Source organism: Anoxybacillus sp. ST70 (assembly GCF_019553625.1).
Lineage (GTDB): Bacteria > Bacillota > Bacilli > Bacillales > Anoxybacillaceae > Anoxybacillus > Anoxybacillus gonensis.
This window is the reverse complement of the sequence record NZ_JAHZOF010000005.1, coordinates 181,646-207,896: the sequence shown is the minus strand read 5'-3', so window position 1 is coordinate 207,896 and position 26,251 is coordinate 181,646. Positions and strand designations below refer to the sequence as shown.

Sequence of the window (26,251 nt, the reverse complement as noted above, 5' to 3'; positions counted from 1 at the left end):
AATCGCTCCTTTTTTGGTGTAGTTGTTTTTGGTGACTCAATTTTACCATAAAAAGGGCGATTCTTCTATTTTTGGGCAAAAAAGAAAGGGCTAGACCCAAAGCGCATTAGCGTTTTGGGTCAGCCCCTTTTTTATGATTGCCGACTTTTCTTTACTGCATGAGCGACGCTCGCAGCAAAACCTCCCCAAATAATTACCATACCGACAAGCATCATAATAAGTGCACTTGTTTCCATTAGCTTGAAACCTCCTTGTCTGTCGGAACGGAAAGCACTCCATCTTTCCAGCGTTTTACTGAAAGAACAAAACCGAGAACGATGACAAGCGCCGCAACAGTCCATCCGTATTTAACGACGAATAACGTATCGTATCCACCATAATTTTCTTTCACATTTGTTTTAATGCTATCAAACATCATGTATCCTAATACAATTGGTGTGACAACAGAGAGCGAAATTTTCCACCATGCGCCTACCATAATATCTGATACGCTATTTGCATGTGTTTGAAGGGCATTTAGTTCTTTTAACACCCATGCAATGACAACTACTTCCACTAATCCAACAAGCGCAACGCCAAAGTTGTTAATGAAATAGTCAACGACATCTAAGAAATATAATCCGCCGTTCGAAGCGAATATTAATGCGATGAGCGCAGCTACTCCACCACCGCCGAGAACAGCTTTCGTTCGAGATATACCGAACTTTTCTTGAATCGCTGAAACATACGTTTCTGAAATCGAAATAAGCGATGTCAGTCCTGCTAATGTCAATGAAAGGAAAAATAATACCCCGAAAAGCTCATTAAACGCAGGGAACTGGTTAATAATTTGTGGGAAGACGACGAACGCTAATCCAACGCCACCTTTCACAACTTCGCTTACTTCTACGCCTTGTTGTTGCGCTAAAAAGCCAAGGACGCTAAATACGCCGATACCAGCTAATAACTCGAATCCTGAGTTTGCAAAACCGGTAATAAATGCGTTATTCGTAATATCAGATTTTTTTGGTAAATAACTTGAATAAGTAATCATAATAGCGAACGCAATCGATAAGCTAAAGAAAATTTGGCTATATGCAGCAAGCCATACTTTTCCGTTCATAATTTGATCCCAATTTGGTTTGAAAAATGCATTTAATCCTTCGATCGCTCCGTCTAACGTCACAGCGCGAATGACGATAATAAAGAAAAGAACGATAAGCGTTGGTAAGAAAATTTTATTTGCGACTTCAATTCCTTTTCGAACACCTTTATACAAAACGGCTAAGTTAATGATCCAAACGAGAAGAAGTGGAATGAGAACAGCTGGGACTAAACTTCCGAACGTACCCGGCGTTTCTGCTAATTTCAAATATTCACCGAATAAAAAGTCCCCTGTATTTTCTCCCCATTTCGATGTAAATGCAAAATACGTATAAGACATCGCCCATGCAATAACGACGGAATAATACGTTGAGATAACGAATGAAATAAGGACTTGCCACCAACCAATCCATTCTGTTCCTTTGCTTAGACGGGCGAACGTTAACGGCGCTGAACCGCGATACTTATGTCCAAGCGTAAACTCCAATATGAGAATTGGAATACCTGCTGTTAATAATGCGAATAAATACGGGAGGAAAAATGCCCCTCCACCATTTTCATATGCGACAGCCGGAAACCTCCAAATGTTTCCCAATCCAATTGCCGAGCCAGCCGCTGCTAAAATAAAGCCAGCGCGTGTGCCCCATTGTTGACGACTCTCCATAATAAAATACCCTCCTTAGTCAGTTTTTGATTTTTTCATATCGTGACGTAATAAAAAGATGAGCACCTCCTCGTTCGATTATTTTAATTTTTCAGACTTTTTTGTTTCATTTTAGTTTTAAGTATATCAACGGACAAGCCTTTTGTCAAAATAATATTTCAAAAAATAAAATTTTCAGAATTTTTTATTATTCAACTGGAAGTTCAATGGACGTATTTCCTTCCCCACCTTGATTATAAAATTGCGGAACTTCCCCTTGAATAATTTGAATCGCTACAGGAATGTCGTTTTGAATCGTTGCCGTTTTTGTTGCAAATGGAATAATAATTTGCACGTTGACTTCAATATGAATTGCTATTTCTATTAAAGCGTTATTTATGCCAAACGGACGTATATTTTTATTTACATCCGAATGAACATCCCCAATAACGTAAAAACGAACCGGAATGCGCGGTCCTAAATTTCCTAACAATACGTTATTCGTTGCTTGTCCGAGCGGGATATAATAGACGATTCCTTGTTCTTTTTCTGTTTCAATTTGAACATCTGGAAACTCAAGCGCGGATAGTTTTCCTTCTGATGCCGCTTTTAAATTTCGTTGAACACGATTTGTCGTTTTAGCTAATACTCGATTCACAACGGTAGCATTAAAATCGATCGCAGAAATTTTCCCATGCTCATCTTTTTCAATTTTGATAAAATTTTCAACGCGAAAGTCGTCCTCAGCAATTTGTTGATTAATCGCATTATTGATCACTAAATTCGCTAAGCGGCGCGTTTCTTTCTCTGCGATCGCCATCAGCGTTGGTTCGATTCCTCTATTAATAAACCAAAGGCTCGCAACAGTCGAAATGATAAAAAAAACGAAAGTAATTAAAAAAATATAGCGGATGGGTAGCGGTTTTCTTCTTTTACGTAGTTGTTGATACAACAAAAATCCCCCCTCTCACGCTATATGTATGCGATCAAGCAGGGGATTATTATTTTATTTCATCAGGAGCAAGGCGTCTTTCCCTTTCATGCCACGTGAAATACCTAATTGTTCAGCAGCAAATGTAACAGACTCAAGCGGTGCCTCTAACAGTTGATCAATTGTCCGCACTCCTACCGCTCTTCCAGCTACAATGCCACGGTCGCGCAATTTTTCGTTTAACAAAGCCACATCTAACGCCCCACACATAATATATCCTTTATCATTAGCAACAGCTAACAACGTCGTTTTAGGCAACTGAACAGAAATGGCCGTAAACGGCTCTCCGTCAATCCATAACGGCTTTAATTCGATCATATATTCACGCTCCTTTCTTTTATTCAATGTATGAATAAAAGATCGAAGGGTGCCTATTGATACATGTTTTTTAGCTTCCACGCAAGCACATCCCGCAACATTTCAGGCATGTAATATTTCTTTTTCGCACGATATATTTCTGGATACAAGTGTCCGAACGTAAACATATCAATTGTTGCGACCGCATACGTTTTTTGCTCATCAATTGGCTGATGATGAATCAAAATGCGACGCACATGTGCTTGACCGTCCGACATGGTCTCTTTCTCAATTGTGACGCCATCGTACACCATCTGTCCCATCACTTCACCACGAAACCCAAACCCTCTCACCCGCAACTGTTTCATTTGTTCCGTTTCCGCTTGTAAAATGACTTCTTTTAATTCGCTTCCACGTAAATATACTTTGCACGGATTAATTGGGTGCGGACAAATGCGATGAATATCCCCTTTCGTCACAACGCCTTTTGGCAATGATGCAAGCAAAACACCCGCATTGACCATCGCTATATCACCTTCACACCATTCGTTCAACGCTTGCGCAAGAAGCGACGCAAATGGGGAAGGGGAAAACCAGTCCATATGTAACGGTTCGGGCAAATGCACAATCGGTTGTGCCAATGCATTTGTTGCTTGCTCAATCATATGATTTAATTTTTGTTTCGTTTCCGCACATTCATGTTCTAATGCATCGGTATGTTGGACATATGCGCATGACTCAACTTTTCGGCTATTTTTATCAATTGACAATGTTAAACATCCGACATATTGCGCAAACTTCCCCGCTCCACAAAGCAACGTTTCATTCACGCGCTTGCCATGTTCAAATACGTGATGTGTATGGCCACCTAAAATTGCAGTCAATTGTGGAAACATATGAGCCATTTTTTCATCATCACTTATCCCTAGATGAGACAATAAAACAATGGCATCTACTTTTTCCGAAAGTTGTTCAATGAGCTTAGCAACCGTATCAAACGGATCGGCAACACGCCATCCAAGCAATTCATAAAACGTCTGAAACGGAACGGTCACCCCAATAAATGCAACGCGAACATGTCCAAACGTCATCATAACATATGGCTTCATCCAATGCGGGCGCTCTCCGTTTTCATAAAATACGTTCGCCACGATGACCGAAAATGCCGCGTGCGTATACAACGTATCGAGCTGTTCATGACTAAGTGTTATTCCTTCGTTATTCCCAATCGTAACCGCATCGTATGCGACATCGTTTAAAAGAATGACGTTTCCCTTTCCAGAGGATGCTTCCGTGATCGGATGAAATCGATCGATAAAATCACCAATATCAAGTAAAACCATATGCTCGCGATTTTGTTGATGCTTTTTTCTTACTGTTTTTAAATAATGAACAACTTTTGGCCATCGCTCAAAATGGCTATGCACATCGTTTGTATGATAAATATGTATCGTCTCCCTCAACGCTTGCAACACACCTTTCTTTTTTACAATCCAAGTCCTTGCATAATTAAACGAACACCAAGTAAAATAAGTACCATTCTTAATAACGTCACGACCGTTTTTCCTTTTAATCGTCGATTAAGCCACGCCCCACATTTCGCCCCAATCCATACGCCCGGAATAAGCGAAAGAGCAAACGTCCAAGCGACATTCCCCATAAAGACGTGCGTCATTGAACTAACAATAGATGATAAAAAGACGATAAACATCGATGTCGCAACGGCAACGTGAGGAGGAAATAAAAATAATAGCATCATCGCAGGCACCATAAGCGACCCGCCACCGATACCAAAAAATCCACCAACAAACCCGACAACAAACGCAATGAGCGTAGCGCTAAACGGATGATACCCGTACGTCACTTCCTCCCCTTCATTCGTGACATATGTACGCACAACAGGAAACGTTCGTTTTTTAGATGGGGAGAAACGCGATTGAAACATAAGCAAAAACGAAACGGCAATGAGAAACAATCCGAAATAAAGCGAAAAATGGTGCATATGTACATGTTGATTCACCCATGCGCCAAGCATCGCCCCTGGTCCACTGCCGATGAAAAAAAACAAACCGCTTTTATAGTCAACCATTTTATGCTTCATATACGTTAAAGTTGATGATAATCCGTTAAAAATAATGACAACAAGCGATGTTCCGACAGCTGCTTGCGGTGAAATGGTCGGCAATATGTGCGCAGCACTTAAAAAAAGAAGCGCGGGAACGATAATGACCCCTCCCCCTAAACCGACAAGGCTACCAATCGTTCCTGCTAAAAGACCGATGATTAAAAGAAATATATATTCCATTTTTGATCCCCCATTATGAAAACAAATCTAATTGTCGCGGTGCCAAATTTGTATACTCAATGCCTAACAACTGCAACAACTGTTTTGCATTATGAGCAGCATCTCCGCCTGAGTTGTTGTTAAATAGTACGTAAATGTGTTTACATTTTGTTTGTAACATTCGAATATGTTGTGCCCACTCTTGTAGCTCTTGCTCGTTGTAGCGGTATAAATAACGGACGGCACGCCAATTTTCGTCATCTCTTTTATTCCAGCCTGCGACATTGCGTCCGTGTAGACGAATAAGTGTTTTATTTGGATCTGTTGGATGAAGAACGGTCGGTACCGATCCTTCCCCCGCTTGCGGTTCATCGCAAATGCTATGAATCCATCGCTCTTCCTCCATAAAGCGCAACGTCTTCTCGTAAAACGGAGGGGAAAACCACGATTGATGACGAAATTCAAGCGCTACAGGAATATCTTTCATTCGCTCCCGACACCAACGCAAATAGTGAACATGCTCTTTTTTACAATCGAACCACGGCGGAAATTGAAACAATACCATGGCGAGCTTATTTCCTTGTTGAAACGGCTCAATCGATTGGAGAAATGCAGTAAACATCTCATCTTTGTTTGCATATGGAATGTCGCCCCGTTGATGCCCCGTCATTCCTTGATACGCCTTCACGATAAATTGGAATGACGCAGGCGTTTCCGTCAACCATTTTTCAACGTTTTGGCGCGGTTGAATGGCATAAAAATACGCATCAACCTCAACGGTTGGAAAGTGAGCCGCATACGCTTGTAACTTATCTTTTGACGCAAGACGAGACGGATATAAACTGTCATGGTCGCCCCATCCCGTTAGTCCGACATAAATCATATTCATCACCTACATTCATCTTACCACAACATACAAAAAAAGCCGATGATCTGCATGGCGCAGATCATCAGCTATTTATTATCCAATGCTACCTTCCATTTCGAATTTAATGAGACGGTTCATTTCAACCGCGTATTCCATCGGCAATTCTCTTGTAAACGGCTCGATAAAGCCCATCACGATCATTTCTGTCGCTTCTTGTTCGGAAATGCCGCGGCTCATTAAATAAAATAGTTGTTCTTCCGATACTTTCGATACTTTTGCTTCATGTTCAAGCGAAATATTGTCGTTTAAAATTTCGTTATATGGAATCGTATCGGATGTCGATTGATTATCCATAATGAGCGTATCACACTCAATATTTGAACGAGAACCGTCCGCTTTTCGTCCGAAATGAACGATACCGCGATATGTGACTTTTCCGCCTTGTTTTGAAATGGATTTGGATACGATCGTTGATGACGTGTTTGGTGCTAAATGAATCATTTTCGCACCAGCATCTTGATGTTGCCCTTTGCCAGCAATCGCGATCGAAAGGGTCAATCCACGTGCACCTTCTCCTTTTAAAACGACCGCTGGATATTTCATCGTTAATTTCGATCCAATGTTTCCGTCAATCCACTCCATCGTTGCGTTTTCTTCACAAACCGCGCGCTTTGTAACAAGGTTAAAGACGTTGTTCGCCCAGTTTTGAATCGTCGTATAACGGCAATACGCGCCTTTTTTCACGATAATTTCAACGACCGCACTATGAAGCGAGTTTGTCGTATATACAGGCGCCGTACAGCCTTCGACGTAATGAACATGCGCTCCTTCATCGACAATAATTAACGTCCGTTCAAATTGTCCCATATTTTCAGAGTTAATACGGAAATACGCTTGCAACGGCGTATCAACTTTTACACCTTTTGGAACGTAAATGAATGAGCCACCCGACCAAACGGCTGAGTTTAGTGCCGCAAATTTATTATCTGTCGGCGGAACGACTTTTGCCCAATGCTCGCGGAACAAATCTTCATTTTCTTTTAACGCCGAGTCTGTATCTTTAAAAATGACCCCTAATTTCTCGAGATCTTCTTTCATGTTATGGTATACAACTTCCGATTCGTACTGCGCAGATACCCCTGCTAAATATTTTTGCTCTGCCTCTGGAATACCGAGTTTATCGAACGTTGCTTTAATTTCTTCTGGCACTTCATCCCATGAACGTCCAGATTTTTCTGATGGTTTAACGTAATACGTAATTTCATCGAAATCTAAACTCGATAAATCGCCACCCCATTGTGGCATCGGCATGCTGTAAAAAATATCTAACGCTTTTAAACGAAATTCAAGCATCCATTGTGGTTCATTTTTCATTCGCGAAATTTCTTCTACAATTTCGCGCGTTAATCCGCGCTCAGCGCGGAAAACAGATACGTCTTTATCGGCGAAACCGTACTTATATTCACCGATTTCTGGCATTTTTTTCGCCATTCCGTTCGCCTCCTTTTTTATGACTGTCCTTGTTGCCCGTGCAACCCTTTCTCCATCGCTTTCCAAGCTAACGTTGCACATTTAATGCGTGCAGGAAATTTCGATACGCCTTGAAGCGCTTCAATATCTCCTAAATCGATTGAATCGTCATAATCTTTCCCTTGCATCATGTCGGAAAAAATCGTTGATAACTTCAATGCTTCTTCAATCGTTTTCCCTTTAATCGCCTCTGTCATCATCGATGCAGATGACATCGAAATAGAACAACCTTCTCCTTCAAATTTCGCATCGACAATTTTTCCGTCTTCTACTTTTAACGTTAAATGAATACGGTCGCCACACGTCGGGTTGTTCATGTTTATATCGACGTGTTCCCCTTCCAATACCCCGCGATTTCGCGGGTTTTTATAATGGTCCATAATCACTTGCCGATACAACGTATCTAAATGGCTATTAAAAGACATAGCTGAAATACTCCTTCGTTTTCTTTAATGCTGAAACGAGTGCGTCAATTTCTTCTTCTGTATTGTATAAATAAAAGCTTGCGCGTGCGGTTGCTGTCACATTTAGCCATTTCATAAGTGGCTGCGCACAATGATGACCAGCACGAACAGCAATGCCTTCCGCATCTAAAACCGTTGCTACATCATGCGGATGCACACCATCGATATTGAACGTCACAAGCCCTGCCCGCTCTTTCGGACCGTAAATCGTTAATCCTTCAATCGTCGCGAGCTGTTCAAGCGCATATTGCGCCAAACGATGTTCGTGCTCAGCGATATGATCTAAACCGACTTGCTCAAGAAAATCAATCGCAGCTCCTAAGCCGATCGCTCCAGCGATAATTGGTGTACCACCTTCAAATTTCCACGGAAGCTCTTTCCATGTTGACTCATACAAGCCGACAAAATCAATCATTTCTCCACCGAACTCAACAGGTTCCATTTGCTCAAGTAAACGTTTTTTTCCATATAACACACCGATACCTGTCGGACCGCACATTTTATGGCCTGAAAACGCATAAAAGTCACAATCGATGTCTTGCACGTTTACTTTCATGTGCGGAGTGCTTTGCGCTCCATCAACAACAACAACCGCGCCGTTCTTATGAGCAATTCGGGTAATTTCTTTTACTGGGTTGATTGTACCGAGCACGTTGGATACGTGCATGACAGCTACAATTTTCGTATTCGGTGTCACCGTTTGTTCGACATCTTCTAATCGAATCGTACCATCTGGTTGTAGCGGGATGTACTTCAACGTTGCCCCTGTTTGTCTCGCAACTTGCTGCCAAGGGATAATGTTGCTATGGTGTTCCATGTACGTAATAACGATTTCATCACCTTCACGCACATGAGCTCGACCATAGCTTGCCGCCACTAAGTTAATCGCCGTTGTCGTCCCGCGTGTAAAAATAATTTCTTCCGTCGAGGCAGCACCGATGAAGCGGCGCACTTTGTCGCGCGCCCCTTCGTAGGCATCAGTCGCCTTTGTGCCAAGCGTATGCACACCGCGATGAACGTTCGAATTGTATTGGCGATAATAATTGTCAATCGCTTCAATAACCGGTAACGGCTTTTGCGATGTTGCCGCGCTATCTAAATAAACGAGCGGTTTGCCATTGACTTGTTGATCTAAAATCGGGAATAGTTGACGAAGTTCTTTTACGTTCATCACTTAACTTTCCTTTCGATCACTTCAATTAATTGTTTTTTCACACGCTCAATTGGAATTTCATTCACAACAGGTGCTAAAAAGCCGTGAATAATTAATCGCTCTGCTTCCGTTTTCGGAATACCGCGGCTCATTAAGTAATATAATTGCGTTGGGTCAACACGACCGACCGATGCCGCATGGCCTGCTGTCACGTCATCTTCGTCAATTAATAAAATCGGATTCGCATCTCCTCGTCCTTTTGGACTTAACATAAGCACACGCGATTCTTGTTCCGCATTCGATTTCGATGCCCCGTGCTCAATTTTTCCAATGCCGTTAAAAATCGATGTCGCTTCATCTTTGACAACGCCGTGTTTTAAAATGTAGCCTTCTGTATGTTTTCCGTAGTGAATGACGCTTGTCGTAAAGTTTTGCACTTGCTCACCACGGCTCACAACGACTGTCTTCGTATCGCCGACTGATCCATCACCGATTAAGCGCGTAATGTTTTCTGAAATTGTATTTCCGTCATTCATTAAACCAAGCGCCCATTCGATGCGCGCATGACGCCCTGTCACACCGCGGCGGTTGACATAGACCGTCGTTCCCTTTGCCAAATTGTCTACCGCACCGAAAAACACTTGCGCATCATCTCGCGCAAACACTTCTGTAATGATGTTGACGATCGCTTCCGAACGTTCACATGTTGAAATGTAGTTTTCCACATACGTTACTTTACTGCCCACATCTGCAACAATAATGACGTGATTAAACAACGCTTCCGCTTTTTCATGCACGTACACCGCTTGCAACGGCACGTCAATTTGTACATGCTTCGGCACGTATACAAATACCCCGCCGTTGACAAGGGCAGCATGAAGCGCTGTCAGACGATGCTCATTTACTTTCACACCGTCCATAAAATATTTTTGCACAAGATCGCTATGTTCGCGAACAGCTGTCGCTAAATCAGTAAAAATGACGCCTTTTTCTTTCAACTCATCCGCAAGCGATACGTATGCACATGTATGGTCGCGTTGCACATATACGTTTTTTTGTTGTTCATCGATATCAATAAGCACTTTCACTTGCTCTGGCAACTCTTCTAAAGAAGAAAGCGGAGCGCTTTCAACGAGATGAGTAGAAAATTGTGTAAAGTTCCAACGATCGATTTTCGTTTTATCTGGCTTTGGTAAAGGAAGTTGTTCCGCTTGTGCAAGAGCTTGTAAGCGAACGTTTAAAAGCCAGTCCGGTTCTCCACGCCCTTCCGAAAAAGAGCGTACATACTGTTGGTCGAATGGTAGTTTCGTCTCAATCATCATAAATCCTCCTAACGCTTACGCTTCTTGCTCAACGACTTCATCTTCAATGCCTAGCTCTTTTTTAATCCAATCGTATCCTTCAGCTTCAAGACGTTGTGCTAATTCTGGACCACCTGATTTCACGATCCGTCCTTGCATCATAACATGTACGTAATCTGGCGTAATGTAGTTTAATAGGCGCTGATAGTGGGTAATAATTAAACAGCCGAAGTCGCTGCTGCGCATTTCGTTTACACCTTTTGCAACAACTTTTAACGCATCGATGTCAAGACCTGAGTCAATTTCGTCTAAAATTGCAATTTTCGGCTGCAACATCATTAATTGTAAAATTTCATTCCGCTTTTTCTCTCCACCTGAAAATCCTTCATTCAAATAGCGATGCGCCATATCTGGATTCATTTCTAAAAACGCCATTTTTTCATCTAATTGACGAATGAATTTCATTAATGAAATTTCATTTCCTTCTCCGCGACGTGCGTTAATGGCTGAACGAAGGAAGTCAGCGTTTGTCACACCGCTAATTTCGCTCGGATATTGCATCGCTAAAAAAAGACCTGCGCGAGCACGTTCGTCTACTTCCATTTCTAATACGTCTTGCCCATCTAATGTAATGCTTCCTTTTGTCACTTCATATTTTGGATGGCCCATGATTGCCGCAGATAATGTTGATTTTCCCGTTCCGTTCGGTCCCATAATCGCATGGAACTCGCCACCTTTAATTTCAAGGTTGACCCCTTTTAAAATTTCTTTCCCATCAATTGCAACGTGAAGATCTTTAATCGTTAATGTTGCCATAAAAAAATACCTCCAGTTTCGCTTATGTTCATAAAAACGTAATTCTCACTTTATTCTCATTACAATTTTATAACAGATGAAAAGTATTAGCAACCTTATTGCAAGCATTTTGATACTTTTTTGTTTCTAAAGTGCATTTTATCACATATGTAAAAAAAGGATAGGGAGCCCTATCCTTTTAATGCGTGCGAGTAAATTCATCAATACATTGTCGAACGAGCGTGACTGCTTGGCTCATTGTCGCCCCGCCGGCTAACGCAGCGGCAACCGCACACGCTTCAAATATTTGTTCTTCTGTCGCTCCTTCATCGATACACCCTTTCGTATGATAAATCGTACAATATTCATCTTGTTTCGCGACACTAATCCCTAAGGCAATCAGTTGCTTTTCTTTTTTCGACAACGTCCCTTCCTCAAAACACGCCTCTGTAAACGCCTGAAACGTTTGCCCGACTTTCGTCATTTGTTGTGTAAACGTTCCTAATCCTTTTTTATATTCGTGTAAAAATTGTTCCATCGACATACACACTCCTCCTTCCTTTTTAGCATGTGTCGTTTCCGGAAAAATATAAAAAGGATGCCCGAATGGACATCCTTATTTTGTCGCTGGAATGACAGCACCGTTATACTTTTCTAAAATGAAGTCTTGAATTTCTTTTGATTGCAACACTTCAACGAGCGTTTGAATTTCTTTACGTGTTTCGTCACCTTTACGAACTGCAATAATGTTAACATATGGGTTGTTTTCTGGCGACTCTACCGCAATTGGATCTTTCGCTGGATCTAAGCCAGCATCTAACGCATAGTTGGCATTAATTAATACCGCGTCTCCTTCATTGTTTTTATAAACCTGTGGAAGTAAACCTGCTTCGACATCTGCTTCAAACACTAAGTTTTTCGGATTTTCAACGATATCATCAACTGTTGCTTTCGTTTTATCAACACCATCTTTTAATTTAATTAAACCTTTTTCTTCAAGCATCGATAAAATGCGACCGTGGTCTGCAACAGAGTTGCTCATAATAATTTTTGCCCCGTTTGGTAGTTCTTCAAGGCTTTTATATTTTTTAGAGTATACGCCAATTGGTTCAATATGAATACCGCCAGCATTCACAAAATCATAACCATGTTCTTTCATTTGTGCTTCTAAGTAAGGAATGTGTTGGAAATAGTTTGCATCTAACTCTTTATCAGCTAACGCTTTATTTGGTAACACGTAGTCTTGGAACGTCACGATTTCCAATTCAATCCCTTTTTCTTTTAAAATCGGTTTTGCTTGCTCTAAAATTTCCGCATGTGGCACATTTGATGCACCAACGACAAGCTTATTTGTTTTTTCTTCCGCACTTTCGCTTTTTCCGCAAGCAGCAAGCGCTAAAATAACAACTGCAGCAACAAGTAAAGAGATCCATTTTTTCATTTGTTTCTTCCTCCTTTTTATCGTTTATCTATTTTAGAAGTGACAAAGTCACCAATAAACTGAATAATAAAGACAATGACTAAAATGAGCACAGTTGCAACAAATGTCACATCGTTATTGTTGCGTTGGAATCCTTCTAAATACGCTAAATTTCCAAGCCCTCCAGCACCAACAACTCCTGCCATCGCTGTATATCCAACGAGCGCAATCGCTGTGACTGTAATTCCAGATACAAGTGCAGGAAGCGCTTCTGGGAGGAGCACTTTCCAAATAATTGTCGATGTCGTCGCCCCCATCGCTTTTGCTGCTTCAATGACACCTTTATCAATTTCACGAAGCGCAATTTCTACCATGCGCGCATAAAACGGTGCGGCACCGATGATGAGAGCTGGTAACGCAGCGTTTGCTCCAAGAATTGTACCAACAACAAGTTTGGTAAACGGAATAAGCAAAATAATTAAAATAATAAACGGAATCGAGCGGAAAATGTTGACGAACGACGCAATGGCACCGTTAACGAGACGATTTTCCCATATGTTTCCCTTAGACGTTAAAAACAGCAATAAACCAAGTAAAATGCCAAGCACAAACGTTGCTATAACAGAGATAGCTGTCATATACAATGTTTCCATCGTCGCCGCCCATATTTTATCCCAAACGACGTTCGGAAATAGTTCATTCCACATTCGCCAACACCTCCACTTCAACTTCTTGCTGGCGAATAAAAGCGAGTGCTCGCTCAATTTCTTCATTCGCACCGTCTAAATGAATGAATAACACCCCATATGAACCGTGATGCGTTTGCGAAATTTTCCCTTGCAAAATATTCACATTTAGATCAAATTGACGAATAAGCTGTGTAATGAGCGGTTGCTCAGCCGCTTCGCCGACGAATGTAAGCTGAACAACTTGGCCGTTCGGATATCGTTCGAGAAGATGCAACATGGCTTCTTTCGTTTCCTCCGGCTCCGTCACTTGTTGGACGAATCGTTTCGTAATCGGTTGCTCTGGCTTACGGAATACATGAAGCACTTCGCCCATTTCAACAATTTTTCCGTTTTCCATGACCGCTACGCGATCGCAAATTTTACGAATAACATGCATTTCGTGTGTAATTAACACGATCGTTAAACCGAGACGTTTATTAATATCGACGAGCAAATCTAAAATGGAGTCCGTCGTTTGTGGGTCAAGCGCTGATGTCGCTTCATCACATAACAACACTTTCGGGTTGTTCGCTAACGCACGCGCAATGCCGACGCGCTGTTTTTGCCCTCCGCTCAATTGCGACGGGTATGCATTTTCTCTTCCTTGCAAGCCGACGAGTTGAATAAGCTCATCGACGCGCTTCATCCGTTCCTCTTTCGGAACACCGGAAATTTCTAACGGGAAAGCAATATTTTCACGTACAGTCCGCGACCAAAGTAAGTTAAAATGTTGGAAAATCATCCCGATTTGCTGACGCGCTTGTCGTAATTGTTTCCCACTAATTTTCCCCATATCTTTTCCATCAACAATCACTTCACCGCTTGTCGGCTTTTCTAGCCCATTTAACAATCGGATGAGCGAACTTTTCCCCGCTCCGCTATAACCGATGATGCCGAAAATTTCTCCTTCTGCAATATGCAAGTTTACATGATCGACCGCAGTCACATTTCCGCTTGCCGCTCTGTATACTTTCGTTACGTTTGATAAAGTAATCACGTCGCTGTCACCTTCCTTCCATGAAAAAAGCCTTTCTGCTCAAGAGAACAGAAAGGCGTTATCATCCATTCTGTCTCTTATCTCTCAAAGCAAACGCTTTGTGTGAATTGGCACCATTTCAGCAGCGCTGACGGTTGCCGGGTTTCATCGGGCACATCCCTCCACCTCTCTTGATAAGAGCGCTTTTAAACGCTTTATTCAGTTAACGTTTTAATGTATTCAAGAATGATGCTGAACTACGAATGTGAGTATATCATCGAAAGAAGGACGATGTCAATAAAAAATTTTTTGACTTCAATATAAGGAATCATTATGTTGCTAATGTCGGGCGACCGAGCAACAACCGCTTACGCGAAAGCGTAAAGGGCTGATCCAAAACACTAATACGTTTTCGATCAGCCCCTTCAGTCCAAAAAAATGAGGGTAAACTTTTCGATTGTATCTATATAGCTACAGGCTGAGTGAATACATTAATCACATTCTTCTTTTGTAATTCTAATCGTTACATAAACTTTATGAAATGAGTCATAGTAGTCGGCTTGTGCAACACTGGGAGTATACCATTTATCAAGTAATTTCAAGTAAGAGTCGGTGTTTTCTAAAGAATAAATCCCCGTAATCGTAGAAGTCTTAGTTGTTCGATTTCGATCATAAGTAACTGTCATTGTGACCGTACCATACATACTCTGAACTGTTTTCGTCTTTTTATTTCCTCGAACGATAGTATCAAGTGGGGTAATTTTTGACTTTGAATTGCTTAAATCGGCTATTGAACTCCCTACTGTAGGAGTAACTGTAATTGTTACATTCCCCTCTTTATATACTTGCTTCTGGAGAGTACTAGCTTCAGTTGTAATTAACGATCCAAAAAACCCCTCTAATGACAAGGTAAAAGCAAATGCTAGGGTAGTAGCTAAAACCAAATTTTTAAATTTAATTTTCATTACTTTTTCTCCTCACATCGTATATTTACTCATAATGCTAGTTGAACATCAGTACCGTGGATTTTAGAGATCTTAATTCTTATTTAATTGATTACTCATCCGAGATATGCTATGTTAGCCTGTTTTAGATAAAAATCGGAAGTTCTTTATTTTAACTTATACATTGCTTATGCTCCTCCTAACTTCAAAAAATTCTTGATGCAGCGATGTTTCACGCGAGTGAGCAGACGAGACGAGGCCAGTGGACGAGCTCGACGGATGGCGGTGGTTAAAAACGAAGACAGGTTGTCTTGCACATGTTGTTTTCTTGGACGCAGCTCAGCATGAACGATATAGCCTTCCTTCCCTGCATACGCAAACAACGGCGTAAAACCATCAAATCCTTCATCCGTTCGACTCACTCCTTCTTTTTTCGTCGGAGTTGTCAAATGGAGAGCTATCTACATCAAGTTGGAGCCATGTCGTCCTCCCTTTGATCCAACAAGGGGACGAGGCGGCATGTCGTTGAATCAGCAGACACATGAACTCCTCCAAAGGAATTGTTTCGGTCATTGAAAGACAAGCGAGCTGATCGAGGTGCTATCTTAACGTTTGGGAAGAAGGCACGTGCTGAATACCCAGCGATGTCGAAAACATATCGTCCTGACGATACGCTTCGATATGATCAACATCCGTTTTTCCTGTGGCAGGCAAGCCGATCATCGAGCGAATGACATCGCTATGTGAAATGTGCACATCTCGACGAACGGTTGGGAGCCGAAGCGGGTTTACTCGTTTATCCAGTTTTCTTTAATGTAGTAAGTAGCCAACAAGAGCAAGCACCGCACTTGGAGTCACCGCCTCATCTGTCCATACAAATCGAATCTGGAAATCTTTCATCGCATTCACCTACTTGATGAAGAATCATCAACGTCGTTTTCCCTTATCGTATCAACGGTTTGCATCCATTGTAAAGATGGGTTGTCACGGATTTAGGTACTCAACTACAGTTACAACAAGAAAGCTTAACTGACCGTTTACTCAAACTCCTTACTTAGCTTTAATAAGTCGATAATATTTTTAAAACAATATGACTGCAAAATATTTTTCACAATGATGCGATAAACTACCAATATAATGATTAATAAAATGACCAATACATATGCAACATATAGAAAGTGGTAAACAGGAATAAGCCATATGCTGATAAAAATAGAGTATATAAATATAAAAATAGTTACTTTTTTAAAAACAGTTGAAATATTATATGAATATATTGAGTGAACTTCCTCTGAACTATATCCATATTGTTTTAGTATCCCCATATCTTTTTGTTGTATTTGCAAATAAGCCCGAAAAGAAAAAATAAGGTATAAGGCTGCAACAAGAACGATCGCTCCCGATAGTAAAGAAGCAATAACAGCTGTATTTCGCATTGACAATGTAAAATCATCGAACGCTTTAAATACATAGCGAACGTGATATCCGTACTGTCCAAGGTTTTCGGCGATGCGGTCAATATCCGATATTTTATCTACATAAACGTACATACTTTTTAAAGCTTGGACACCAAAAGGATTATTGTTATCATATTCTCTTTTAAACTCGATCCAATTTGTACGGAAGGACGTTTCGATTATTTTTTGAAATGTTTGATTCCCAACATATAATGCACTACTACTTAACATATTTTGATCTTCACTATATAAAACGAAAGGATTTTTTTCGATAATCCCCTGTTTATTCTTTATAAGGAAATTAGAGATATAGCGACTACTCAGTCCCCCCTCCTCCATCTGAACAATAGGAATTTTTAGATTGATTTCTGACTCCTTTGATTTTGAACAAGCATACCCAATATTTAAGGGGCAATCCCCTAAAAAACGGGCAGCTTCTTCATCTAATGCATAAATAAAATACGTGTTTCCTCTTTCATCTTGGACACCGAAGTTCAATTGATACATTTTATATATATGTATGCCTTTATATTCAGAAAGAACTGATCTAATTTCATTTTCGTCATTAAACTTTAGTAAACGTGCGTGATCATTCTCTTCAGTTTTTCCTGTAATTTCGATCATCCGCACATTTTCATTGCTTATAAAATCTTCATCTACTTGTATATATTGTTTGAATAGAAAAAGAAACGATGTCGAAACTAGAAAAAGAGATAGCAGAAACATCACGATAGATATCTTTAAATATGAATTTGATTTTTTTAATATAAGTTCCGCTACTTGCTTTTTTATTTTTTTATCCATTACGTAATTTTCCTCCTGCCATTGCTAGTCGAATAGCATTTGAAAAAAGTTCTACACACTCATGGGTCACGATAATACATAATTTATTTGTAAAAATAGTTGAAATCATCTCTGCAATAAGGTATTGATTTTGTTGATCTAACCTTGATAAAGGTTCGTCAAACAAAACGACATCTGGGTCATTCATAAATAAAAGGGCTAATTGTACACGACGCCTTTCACCACCAGATAACACAGCGATTTTCCGATCAATCAAATTCTCAATACGGAATAGCGCTAGGGCTTCTACTGATTTTTGTTCAAAATATCGATTATGTTTATAAACAGCAACATATTTTATATACATGTGCTCTTTTACAGTTAATTTAGAAAATAACATGTCATCTTGAAAAAGATATTCAATTTTTATACTTTCTTTTTTTTCTACTTTTCCTTCATCCACATTTATATATCCTGCAAGAATATTCAACAACGTTGTTTTCCCACAACCACTTTGTCCACTAATTACATATGTTCGTCCATTTTCAAACCGAAATGTTACATTATCAAGCACTTTCTTTTCATAAAAACGTTTCGTTACATGTTTTAACGTAATCATTTTTATATCACCTTTTTCTATCGGACAATAATCTCTTTCCTTCCTTCTTGACTGTAAACAACGACTTTCCCACGCTCTGTAGAAAAATCAATAACATCCTTTACAGAAACAATTTTTTTATTTGTTTCAACTTGTATAATATCTAGCAACAAATCTCCATCACTATTCGGATACATTTGTATAAGCAATCGATTTTCTTTATCAATATAATTTATTAATTTCTTTTTAAAGGTTCTACCATTATCCGCATATATTTTTTCCTCATCCGAACGATATAACACCCCATCAATTACATAAAGCTCCCCTGCTTTTAAGCCATTTTCAACTAACCGTGGTCGGTTATTTTCATTAGACAAATCTAAAACATACATTGTGTAGTAGTCCTTGTAAGGTTCGTAAACCGTGTAATAAAGTTTCCCATGCATAATCACGCCGTAAGACACAAGCCCTTTTACATGCGAATACTTAATAAAACTTTTCTCTCTCTCATCCCAGCGAATAATCGATCGGCTTACTTCTTCCCCATCATTATCCAAATACATTCTAATAAAAACATGATAGTTTCCATCATCGGCTAGCGGGAAAATAGCCTCCCCTTTTCTTCCAGCATACACCTTCTCAATCTCATTTCCTTTAATCGTAAAAAGACTAAAATCTCTTCCTGTGCTATCTCCAGCCGTATAATAAGGACTTTTTGTCGAAAATGCATAAACAATATAGTTTGGCTGATTCGTTTGCTGCTTGATTGTATTCGTTGCAAAATCATAAGCAACCAACTTCTGCGTGAATCGATTATACAAAATTTTACATTCTTCACTCTCAGAACATATGGGGATTGCGACATATTTTTTTTGTTGGATACTTGTTTCATCGCATCCACAAAGTAAAGAAAAAACAATAAAGAAAAGAAAGACCCTTTTCATCACTCTCATCCTAATAATTTAGAATTTATATTGGGGGTGTCCCAAAATTAACAGGACACCCTTTTTCATCAGCATATATACGCACGAAACACTTTCATGAAACTATATCCTTTTATCTCTCTTGAAGAAACACGACATTTTTGGTCAGATCCTGGTTAGCAGTTAACGAAGAACAACGATTAAACTCCTGCCGAAATATAAAAAGTTCTCGGATCTCCCTTCAATTTTACGTAAGCCGTGTTAATGGTAGAGATCGTGTCAGAACGATAATCTTTATAAGGCGAAATAATAATGTTGGATCGCCAAGAAGAGTTGTTTGCTCCATTACTATTTTCCCAATACTTCACTTTTGTCTGAATAGTCTGCCAAGATGAGGATGCTCCTGCGCTAGCTCCGTCCCCAGAAACCCCCATCGTAATGGAAGCAGAACTTCTCAAAGAAGCAGAACTATACCACTCGGTTTTAATCGTTTCTACTACTTCATTCCCACTATATACCGCTGAAACTTGCCAATCCCACTGTATAGTATTCCCAGAATAAGTCGCTGAAGTAGAACGCCACACATTTGAAGTTAAAGTGCCTTTCCCTCCAGGGATAAGATAGTCTTTCGACTGAGAAATAGCAAATACCTTTAGGCTTGGAGAAAAATAGAAAAATGAAATAACTATAGCAATAGATGCGGTTATTTTTATCCATTTAGCATTCATGTATCTATCAAACTCCTTCTCCCAAAATTAGCTGATCAGCTATTTTCAATTTACCAAAAATAGAAAAGAAAAGAATCCGTATTTTCCGCCAATTTTTCGGCGAAAATCCGCCATTTTCTTCAAAATAAATGACAAAGTTCATTAAATGAAGTACAATTTAGTAAAAAATAGTAGAGGGGAAATCGCATGGCTGTTCGTACATTGCTTGTTGATTCCGATCCTATCTATTTGCTTGGTTTGGAAAAATTATTAGAAAAAGAAAGAGGTGTACATATTGTCGGTTCTGGTTCTTGTATTGATTCACTAGAAGATCTCATACATATACACGTGCCAGATGTCATTGTGATAAATATGCATATGCACATAATAAAAGTATTAGAGTGGATAAAAAGTGCAAAGAAAACATATCCTACGATAAATGTCATTATGCTATGCAACTATCCACCATTCGCTCTATGTGCATATGAAGCAGGTGTATCCGTGATATTATCAAAAGAAAAAGTTTCTACTCATTTGGCACATGCGATTCGCCACAGCAATGAAGGAGAGAGACTTCTTTTACTTGACAGTGAAGCTACATGTCACATGACAAGTTGTTTGACAAAAATTGAAATAGATATATTACAAATGTTAGCAGACGATCAAACAAGTGCACAAATCAGTGAACATCTAAATATAAGCAAACGAACGTTTGAACGTTACCTTTCTTCTATATTCAAAAAATTAGGGGTTCTATCACGCACAGGAGCAGTTGCTCAAGCGCTACGATGGCAACTCATAAAATGAAAGGTGCTAGTCGAAAAATCTAACTAGCACCTTTCATCCCTACACCCGCGAATACATCGACCGTACACCTGTTGCCGCTTCGATCGCTTGTTCTAAGTCTTCGATTAAATCATCCACATTTTCAATACCAACAGATAAACGAATCATATCTTCTGTTACACCAGATGCTTTCAAATCTTCTGCGCTTAGTTGTTGATGCGTTGTGCTTGCCGGATGAATAATTAAACTTTTTGCATCACCAACGTTTGCGACATGTGACCAAAGCTTCACATTATTAATAAGCGCAGCTCCTGCTTCCCTTCCACCTTGAATGCCAAAAACGACGACTGCTCCTGCCCCTTTCGGCATATATTTTTTCGCTAGCTCTTTCGCTGGATGGTTGTCATGTTCAGGATACAACACCCAACGAACAGCTGGATGACTATCTAAATATGCAACAATTTTTCTTGTGTTTTCAATATGTTCTTTCATGCGCACGTGCAACGTTTCAAGCCCCAAATTAAATTGAAAGGCGTTGAATGGGCTAATCGCTGGCCCTAAATCGCGCAACAACTGCACACGTGCTTTCACAATATACGCTGCCGCTCCGATGTCTGCATAGATAAGGTTATGATAGCTCGGATCTGGTGTCGTAAACGCTGGAAACTTTGGCGAGTTCCAGTCAAACTTCCCACCATCGACAATGATGCCCCCTAGCGTCGTCCCGTTGCCAAGCAACCATTTCGTCGCAGAATGAACAACAATGTCTGCTCCATGTTCAATCGGACGGCAAAGATATGGCGTCGCAAACGTGTTGTCAATAATCAATGGGATACCTGCTTCGTGTGCAATTTCCGCCACCGCTTCAATATCTAACACATGCAAACTCGGATTGCCGACTGTCTCCGCAAAAATAGCTTTCGTTTTCGGTGTAATCGCAGCACGGAAATTTTCTGGATCAGCTGGATCAACAAAATGAGTCGTAATGCCGTATTTCGGTAACGTATTTGCAAACAAATTGTACGTCCCTCCATACAGCGTAGAAGCAGACACAATATCATCCCCGGCTTGAGTGACGTTTAAAATGGCCATCGTAATCGCCGCCATGCCGCTCGCCACTGCTAAAGCCCCTATACCACCTTCAAGATTTGCTACTCGTTCTTCAAATACGGTCACTGTTGGATTATGAATGCGCGTATAAATGTATCCTGCTTCTTTTAATGCAAATAAGTTTGCCGCATGCTCTGTGCTGTCAAACAAATATGCATTTGACTGATAAATCGGCACCGCACGCGCTTTCGTTACAGGATCAGTTTGTAGTCCTCCATGCACAGCAATCGTTTCGAATTTCATCATTTCTCCCCCTGACCGAATAATTGAATATTTTGAATTTTAACACGACAAACAACGCTCGTCAACGAACAAGATCGTACGGTTTACCGAGAAAGAAAACCGATTCTAATAATAAAATGTGGCGAAACGATGCTGTGACGGACAATTCGTTTAATCGAAGTTGTTGCTGGAGCTTTAAAGACCCTTGCAATAGCGACATAATGGCTTGTGCCGAACCACGAATCGTTATGACTCGATCCCCATTCGCTTTTTCAACACGTTGAATTCCTTCTTTTGATATGCTCAAAAATACTTGTCCACCTTCCCATTGCAATTCAATATATAATCCATCATTCGGTAAAATTGGTTTTAATATATTCATACAACCGCCCCCGTCCCATATATTGTCGTATTCATTGTTTCCATACGAGGACGGTGAGTTCCTTCTATAACTGCTCGACAAATGTCTTCCTTCCTCGTCAATTTCCCAAGAAATATGTCGAAAGCTGGCTTATTCAGCCAGCTTTCGCAACGTTTCATATACATGTGGAACAGAATGAAAGGCGTATATTTTTTTCACGAGTTCGCCACGCTTAAAAATAAGTAAGCAAGGAACGCTTTCAATATGCCATTCGATCGCTTTGTCAGGCACATAATTTAAGTCTTGACGCTCAAATGTGATATTTGGCAATAACTGTTCAAGCACGTCAACCATACGACTTGCCACTTGACACGTGCCACATAATGGCGTGTACATATAAACGACTTTCACAACCATCACACAACTTTCTACAAATATTGTGCGTGTACATCGATATTTGCACTTAATAATACGACCGCAATATGATGTTTCGGAGCAGCTGCAACTTCACGATACATTTTATCAATATATAAGTGCTCAGCTTGCGGAAACTCACGTCGAAGTTGGCGACGCAATTTTTCTCCCGCCTCATCCGAGTCAACTAAAATATACACATCTTTATCGTACAAAGCATCAATCAATTCATCAAGTTTGGCAGTACCGAGCGTCCCGTTTGTACATATAATTTCTACTGGCTCACTAATAATGCTTTCGATCTTTCTTTTATCTGACCGCCCCTCGACAATAATTACTTTTTCCACCTCAATGATCCCCATCGTCATCACCTTGCACATTCATTTATGTATATTATATTCGTTATGTTGCACTTTTTCTCCTTTTATGAAATCGAAAAGGGCAGCGATGTCGCTGCCCTTTAACACCAACCACCTTCTGTGTCGCAATCCACATATTTTGCATCTGGATGTTCAGTAACCGTTACAGTTTTCAAAATGCGTCCTTGTTGTTCTTCATATCCGCTTTTCAGCTTGAACTCGTTCGTTTCCTGAACAAATTCTCCAACACATTCGTCGTCATAAAATAGCTGAAAGTTACCGCTTTCATTAAATTTCCCAACAACATCTTTTGTAATATCGATTGCTTTTTGTTTCAACAAAAAAGACACCCCTGTGTTGTAGGGTGCCCTGCGATTTGTTTTTTAGTCTTGGTTAATCATTTGTTCGTATTGTTCAGCAGTTAGTAAGTTGTCCACTTCGCTCATATCGCTCGGCTCGATGACGATCATCCATGCTTTGTCATACGGTGATTCGTTCACGTACTCTGGGTTGTCGTTTAACTCTTCATTCACAGCTACTACTTTGCCGCTGATCGGCGCATATAGTTCAGATACTGTTTTTACTGATTCAACGCTACCAAATGGCTCGTTTGCTGTGAGTTGTGCGCCGACTTCTGGCAATTCAACGAATACGATGTCGCCGAGTTCCGATTGGGCAAAATCTGTAATCCCAATGCGAACGGTATTCCCTTCGACACGCACCCATTCATGTTCTTGTGAATAACGTAGCTCTTTTGGAATGCTCATCGTTGTCCCTCCAACACATTGTTTTCCTTTTCATCATACACGATTTTCGACACGATTTCACGACAATTTAAACATTTCATGATATTTTTGTTCGTCAAATCCGACAATAACTTGCTCTCCATTTGTGATGATTGGACGCTTAATTAACATGCCGTCCGATGACAATAATTGTAACATTTCTTCTTCTGTCATCGTCTTTAATTTGTCTTTTAATCCGAGCTCCCGATACTTCATGCCACTCGTATTAAAAAATTTTTTCAAATCTAGTCCACTTTTTTCATATAACGTCCGCAACTGCTCTTTTGATGGAGGCTGTTCTACAATATGTACAGCTTGTACGGAAACGTTGTTATCATCTAACCATTTTTTCGCCTTGCGACATGTGCCGCATTTTGGATACCAATAAAATGTCGTCATTTTCTCACCTCATCATCCTTATGTACAACAAAAAAAAGCGAAAGTACCAGACGACGTGTCTGGTACTTCCATTATTACACAACATATCGCTCTGCTTCAATTAACGCTGCTGCTGCTTCGCGTTTTTTCGCAATCACATTCATTGGCGTATGGCGCGTTAATTTCCGCAATGCAGACAACATCATGCGCAACATGTCCCCATGTTCTACAGCAACAATCGTTTCTTTCGCATGTGCTTCAATTTCGTTAAATGCTTCTTGGCAGAAAATTTGTGTATACAATACTTTTTGTTTATTTTTCTCCACTCCAGATTGGGCAATCGCTTTTTCCGTACGCAATAGCGCTGATTCCATCGCATACACGTTGCTGACAATATCCGCAATATTTACAAGCACTTCTTGTTCTTTTTCAAGTTTCGGACCGAATTTTTGAGCTGCTAATCCGGCAACCATTAAAGCAATTTTTTTCGCGTTGCGAACGAGATATTTTTCTTGTTCAAGCACGCCATCGCCAACTTCTTCAGGCATAAGCATCATTAACTCTTCTTGCAGCTGTTGCGCTTTTTGTAAAAGTGGCAATTCACCTTTCATCGCCTTCCGCAAATACATGCCTGGCACAAGGAGGCGGTTAATTTCGTTCGTTCCTTCGAAAATACGATTAATGCGCGAATCGCGATACATGCGCTCAATTTCGTATTCTTGCATGAAACCATACCCACCGTGAATTTGTACCCCTTCATCTACGATGTAATCGAGCATTTCTGTCGCAAACACTTTATTTAATGAACATTCAATCGCATATTCAGCAATCGCTTTTGCCGTTTCTTTTCCGTCTTTTGCTTGTTCATCTGTTAATTGTCCCATGCGCGCTTCAAACAAACCGACCGTGCGATAAACGGAGCTTTCAGCCGCATACAATTTAGATGCCATCGTTGCTAATTTTTCTTGTGTTAACGAAAACTTTGAAATTGCCGTTTTAAATTGTTGACGTTGATTTGCATATTGAATCGTCACTTCAAGCGCACGTTTTGCTCCACCGACAGCACCAACCCCAAGTTTATAACGGCCGATATTTAAAATGTTAAATGCAATGACGTGACCTTTTCCAATTTCACCAAGTACATTTTCTTTCGGAACGAGCGCATCTTGTAAAATTAACGTGCGCGTCGATGAGCTTTTAATGCCCATTTTCTTTTCTTCCGCCCCTGTCGATACGCCTGGGAAGTCGCGCTCAACAATAAATGCTGTAAAATGTTCACCGTCTACTTTTGCATATACAACAAACACATCAGCAAATCCAGCGTTTGTAATCCATTGCTTTTCTCCATTTAAAATGTAATGCGTACCTTCCGCATTTAATTTCGCAGTCGTTTTTGCACCGAGTGCATCCGAACCAGAACCTGGCTCAGTTAACGCATACGCAGCAATTTTTTCGCCTGTCGCAAGCGCTGGTAAATATTTTTGTTTTTGCTCTTCTGTTCCGAACAAAACAATTGGAAGCGAACCGATTCCGACGTGCGCACCGTGTGAAATCGAGAAACCACCAGCGCGCGCCATTTTTTCCGCAATTAATGCAGAGCTAATTTTATCTAAGCTCAAGCCACCGTATTCTTCTGGCACGTCTGCGCCAAGTAATCCGAGTTCGCCTGCTTGTTTTAAAAGAGCAACTGAACGATCAAACTCATGATTTTCTAAATGCTCAAGTTGTGGCAACACTTCATTAACGACAAATTCTTCTGTCGTTTTCGCAATCATTTTTTGCTCATCTGTAAAATCTTCCGGTGTAAACACTTGAGTTGGCGATATATCTTCAATTAAAAAGCTACCACCTTGCGCGATTTGTAATGCCTTTTCCATTCTTTATTCCCCCT

The 26,251-nt window shown here is 40.4% G+C and carries 30 protein-coding genes, 1 pseudogene and 1 riboswitch; of the genes and pseudogenes, 1 reads left to right on the top strand and 30 read right to left on the bottom strand.

The genetic code is table 11. The features are described 5' to 3' along the window. Positions 1–131: 131 nt before the first annotated feature. From K1I43_RS09180 to K1I43_RS09075, 22 genes and pseudogenes are all read right to left on the bottom strand, one after another. On the bottom strand, positions 132–236 hold the full coding sequence (locus tag K1I43_RS09180) for a methionine/alanine import family NSS transporter small subunit (RefSeq protein WP_009362251.1): 105 nt from the start codon (positions 234–236) through the stop codon (positions 132–134). Beyond that, positions 236–1,747: a sodium-dependent transporter gene (locus tag K1I43_RS09175; protein ID WP_136260188.1), complete on the bottom strand. Its 1,512-nt coding sequence runs from the start codon at positions 1,745–1,747 to the stop codon at positions 236–238. Before K1I43_RS09175 ends, K1I43_RS09180 begins: the two co-directional genes overlap by 1 nt. 187 nt (positions 1,748–1,934) lie before the next feature. Further along, a complete protein-coding gene (gene yunB / locus K1I43_RS09170; RefSeq protein ID WP_136260187.1) occupies positions 1,935–2,681 on the bottom strand; it encodes a sporulation protein YunB in 747 nt (248 codons plus the stop codon). A gap of 51 nt (positions 2,682–2,732) precedes the next feature. Further along, on the bottom strand, positions 2,733–3,035 hold the full coding sequence (locus K1I43_RS09165; protein WP_009362254.1) for a YunC family protein: 303 nt from the start codon (positions 3,033–3,035) through the stop codon (positions 2,733–2,735). A gap of 53 nt (positions 3,036–3,088) precedes the next feature. Beyond that, positions 3,089–4,477, bottom strand: coding sequence for a bifunctional metallophosphatase/5'-nucleotidase (locus K1I43_RS09160; RefSeq protein WP_136260186.1), 1,389 nt, complete (start codon positions 4,475–4,477; stop codon positions 3,089–3,091). 23 nt (positions 4,478–4,500) lie between these two features. Continuing rightward, positions 4,501–5,319 carry a sulfite exporter TauE/SafE family protein gene (locus tag K1I43_RS09155; RefSeq protein ID WP_019417420.1) on the bottom strand — a complete coding sequence of 273 codons (819 nt, stop codon included), beginning with the start codon at positions 5,317–5,319 and terminating at the stop codon, positions 4,501–4,503. Between the two features lie 13 nt (positions 5,320–5,332). Beyond that, positions 5,333–6,181, bottom strand: a complete 849-nt coding sequence (locus tag K1I43_RS09150; protein WP_009362257.1) for a DUF72 domain-containing protein — start codon at positions 6,179–6,181, stop codon at positions 5,333–5,335. Between the two features lie 78 nt (positions 6,182–6,259). Next, a complete protein-coding gene (gene sufB / locus K1I43_RS09145) occupies positions 6,260–7,657 on the bottom strand; it encodes a Fe-S cluster assembly protein SufB (protein ID WP_009362258.1) in 1,398 nt (465 codons plus the stop codon). A 17-nt stretch (positions 7,658–7,674) separates the two neighbouring features. Further along, complete coding sequence (sufU, locus tag K1I43_RS09140) at positions 7,675–8,121, bottom strand: Fe-S cluster assembly sulfur transfer protein SufU (protein WP_009362259.1); 447 nt, start codon at positions 8,119–8,121, stop codon at positions 7,675–7,677. Further along, positions 8,111–9,331 (bottom strand): cysteine desulfurase, encoded by a 1,221-nt coding sequence (locus K1I43_RS09135; protein ID WP_026011624.1) that lies wholly within the window; start codon positions 9,329–9,331, stop codon positions 8,111–8,113. Before K1I43_RS09135 ends, sufU begins: the two co-directional genes overlap by 11 nt. Further along, entirely contained in the window at positions 9,331–10,635 is a 1,305-nt protein-coding gene (gene sufD / locus K1I43_RS09130; RefSeq protein WP_019417424.1) for a Fe-S cluster assembly protein SufD, read from the bottom strand. Before sufD ends, K1I43_RS09135 begins: the two co-directional genes overlap by 1 nt. Before the next feature lie 15 nt (positions 10,636–10,650). After that, the gene (sufC, locus tag K1I43_RS09125) at positions 10,651–11,430 is read right to left on the bottom strand and encodes a Fe-S cluster assembly ATPase SufC (RefSeq protein ID WP_009362262.1); all 780 of its coding nucleotides are present in this window, start codon (positions 11,428–11,430) and stop codon (positions 10,651–10,653) included. A gap of 178 nt (positions 11,431–11,608) precedes the next feature. Beyond that, a complete protein-coding gene (locus tag K1I43_RS09120; protein WP_009362263.1) occupies positions 11,609–11,953 on the bottom strand; it encodes a carboxymuconolactone decarboxylase family protein in 345 nt (114 codons plus the stop codon). 72 nt (positions 11,954–12,025) lie between these two features. Next, positions 12,026–12,850 (bottom strand): MetQ/NlpA family ABC transporter substrate-binding protein, encoded by an 825-nt coding sequence (locus K1I43_RS09115; RefSeq protein ID WP_009362264.1) that lies wholly within the window; start codon positions 12,848–12,850, stop codon positions 12,026–12,028. Between the two features lie 17 nt (positions 12,851–12,867). After that, positions 12,868–13,536: a methionine ABC transporter permease gene (locus tag K1I43_RS09110; RefSeq protein ID WP_009362265.1), complete on the bottom strand. Its 669-nt coding sequence runs from the start codon at positions 13,534–13,536 to the stop codon at positions 12,868–12,870. Further along, positions 13,526–14,554, bottom strand: coding sequence for a methionine ABC transporter ATP-binding protein (locus K1I43_RS09105; RefSeq protein ID WP_019417426.1), 1,029 nt, complete (start codon positions 14,552–14,554; stop codon positions 13,526–13,528). The genes K1I43_RS09110 and K1I43_RS09105 overlap by 11 nt, the downstream gene beginning before the upstream one ends. 74 nt (positions 14,555–14,628) lie before the next feature. Further along, positions 14,629–14,734, bottom strand: a riboswitch (SAM riboswitch). Positions 14,735–15,024: 290 nt separating this feature from the next. After that, positions 15,025–15,498 (bottom strand): hypothetical protein, encoded by a 474-nt coding sequence (locus K1I43_RS09100; RefSeq protein ID WP_136260185.1) that lies wholly within the window; start codon positions 15,496–15,498, stop codon positions 15,025–15,027. 212 nt (positions 15,499–15,710) lie between these two features. Beyond that, positions 15,711–16,377: pseudogene (locus K1I43_RS09095) on the bottom strand (transposase family protein); the annotation flags it as partial. A gap of 137 nt (positions 16,378–16,514) precedes the next feature. Further along, the gene (locus tag K1I43_RS09090; RefSeq protein WP_220382656.1) at positions 16,515–17,738 is read right to left on the bottom strand and encodes a hypothetical protein; all 1,224 of its coding nucleotides are present in this window, start codon (positions 17,736–17,738) and stop codon (positions 16,515–16,517) included. Beyond that, positions 17,731–18,336, bottom strand: coding sequence for an ABC transporter ATP-binding protein (locus K1I43_RS09085; protein ID WP_220382655.1), 606 nt, complete (start codon positions 18,334–18,336; stop codon positions 17,731–17,733). The genes K1I43_RS09090 and K1I43_RS09085 overlap by 8 nt, the downstream gene beginning before the upstream one ends. Positions 18,337–18,353: 17 nt before the next feature. After that, the gene (locus K1I43_RS09080) at positions 18,354–19,259 is read right to left on the bottom strand and encodes a hypothetical protein (RefSeq protein ID WP_220382654.1); all 906 of its coding nucleotides are present in this window, start codon (positions 19,257–19,259) and stop codon (positions 18,354–18,356) included. A gap of 179 nt (positions 19,260–19,438) precedes the next feature. Then, complete coding sequence (locus K1I43_RS09075; RefSeq protein ID WP_220382653.1) at positions 19,439–19,966, bottom strand: hypothetical protein; 528 nt, start codon at positions 19,964–19,966, stop codon at positions 19,439–19,441. A gap of 186 nt (positions 19,967–20,152) precedes the next feature. Here K1I43_RS09075 and K1I43_RS09070 point away from each other — a divergent pair, with 186 nt between their 5' ends. After that, a complete protein-coding gene (locus tag K1I43_RS09070; RefSeq protein WP_220382652.1) occupies positions 20,153–20,752 on the top strand; it encodes a response regulator transcription factor in 600 nt (199 codons plus the stop codon). 39 nt (positions 20,753–20,791) lie between these two features. On the opposite strand, the gene K1I43_RS09065 is transcribed toward K1I43_RS09070, so the two are convergent. The 8 genes from K1I43_RS09065 to K1I43_RS09030 all read right to left on the bottom strand — a co-directional run bounded on the left by K1I43_RS09065 (position 20,792) and on the right by K1I43_RS09030 (position 26,237). Further along, positions 20,792–22,084 (bottom strand): O-acetylhomoserine aminocarboxypropyltransferase/cysteine synthase family protein, encoded by a 1,293-nt coding sequence (locus tag K1I43_RS09065; RefSeq protein WP_019417433.1) that lies wholly within the window; start codon positions 22,082–22,084, stop codon positions 20,792–20,794. A gap of 61 nt (positions 22,085–22,145) precedes the next feature. Beyond that, complete coding sequence (locus K1I43_RS09060; RefSeq protein ID WP_009362268.1) at positions 22,146–22,445, bottom strand: KH domain-containing protein; 300 nt, start codon at positions 22,443–22,445, stop codon at positions 22,146–22,148. A gap of 129 nt (positions 22,446–22,574) precedes the next feature. After that, entirely contained in the window at positions 22,575–22,844 is a 270-nt protein-coding gene (locus K1I43_RS09055) for a thioredoxin family protein (RefSeq protein WP_019417434.1), read from the bottom strand. A gap of 8 nt (positions 22,845–22,852) precedes the next feature. Continuing rightward, the gene (locus K1I43_RS09050) at positions 22,853–23,200 is read right to left on the bottom strand and encodes a ribonuclease M5 (RefSeq protein ID WP_009362270.1); all 348 of its coding nucleotides are present in this window, start codon (positions 23,198–23,200) and stop codon (positions 22,853–22,855) included. A gap of 98 nt (positions 23,201–23,298) precedes the next feature. Then, entirely contained in the window at positions 23,299–23,547 is a 249-nt protein-coding gene (locus K1I43_RS09045) for a YusG family protein (RefSeq protein WP_026011625.1), read from the bottom strand. A gap of 33 nt (positions 23,548–23,580) precedes the next feature. Continuing rightward, entirely contained in the window at positions 23,581–23,964 is a 384-nt protein-coding gene (gene gcvH, locus K1I43_RS09040) for a glycine cleavage system protein GcvH (RefSeq protein ID WP_019417437.1), read from the bottom strand. Positions 23,965–24,021: 57 nt separating this feature from the next. Beyond that, the gene (locus K1I43_RS09035; protein ID WP_009362273.1) at positions 24,022–24,381 is read right to left on the bottom strand and encodes an arsenate reductase family protein; all 360 of its coding nucleotides are present in this window, start codon (positions 24,379–24,381) and stop codon (positions 24,022–24,024) included. 74 nt (positions 24,382–24,455) lie between these two features. Beyond that, positions 24,456–26,237, bottom strand: a complete 1,782-nt coding sequence (locus K1I43_RS09030) for an acyl-CoA dehydrogenase family protein (RefSeq protein ID WP_019417438.1) — start codon at positions 26,235–26,237, stop codon at positions 24,456–24,458. Positions 26,238–26,251 lie beyond the last annotated feature (14 nt).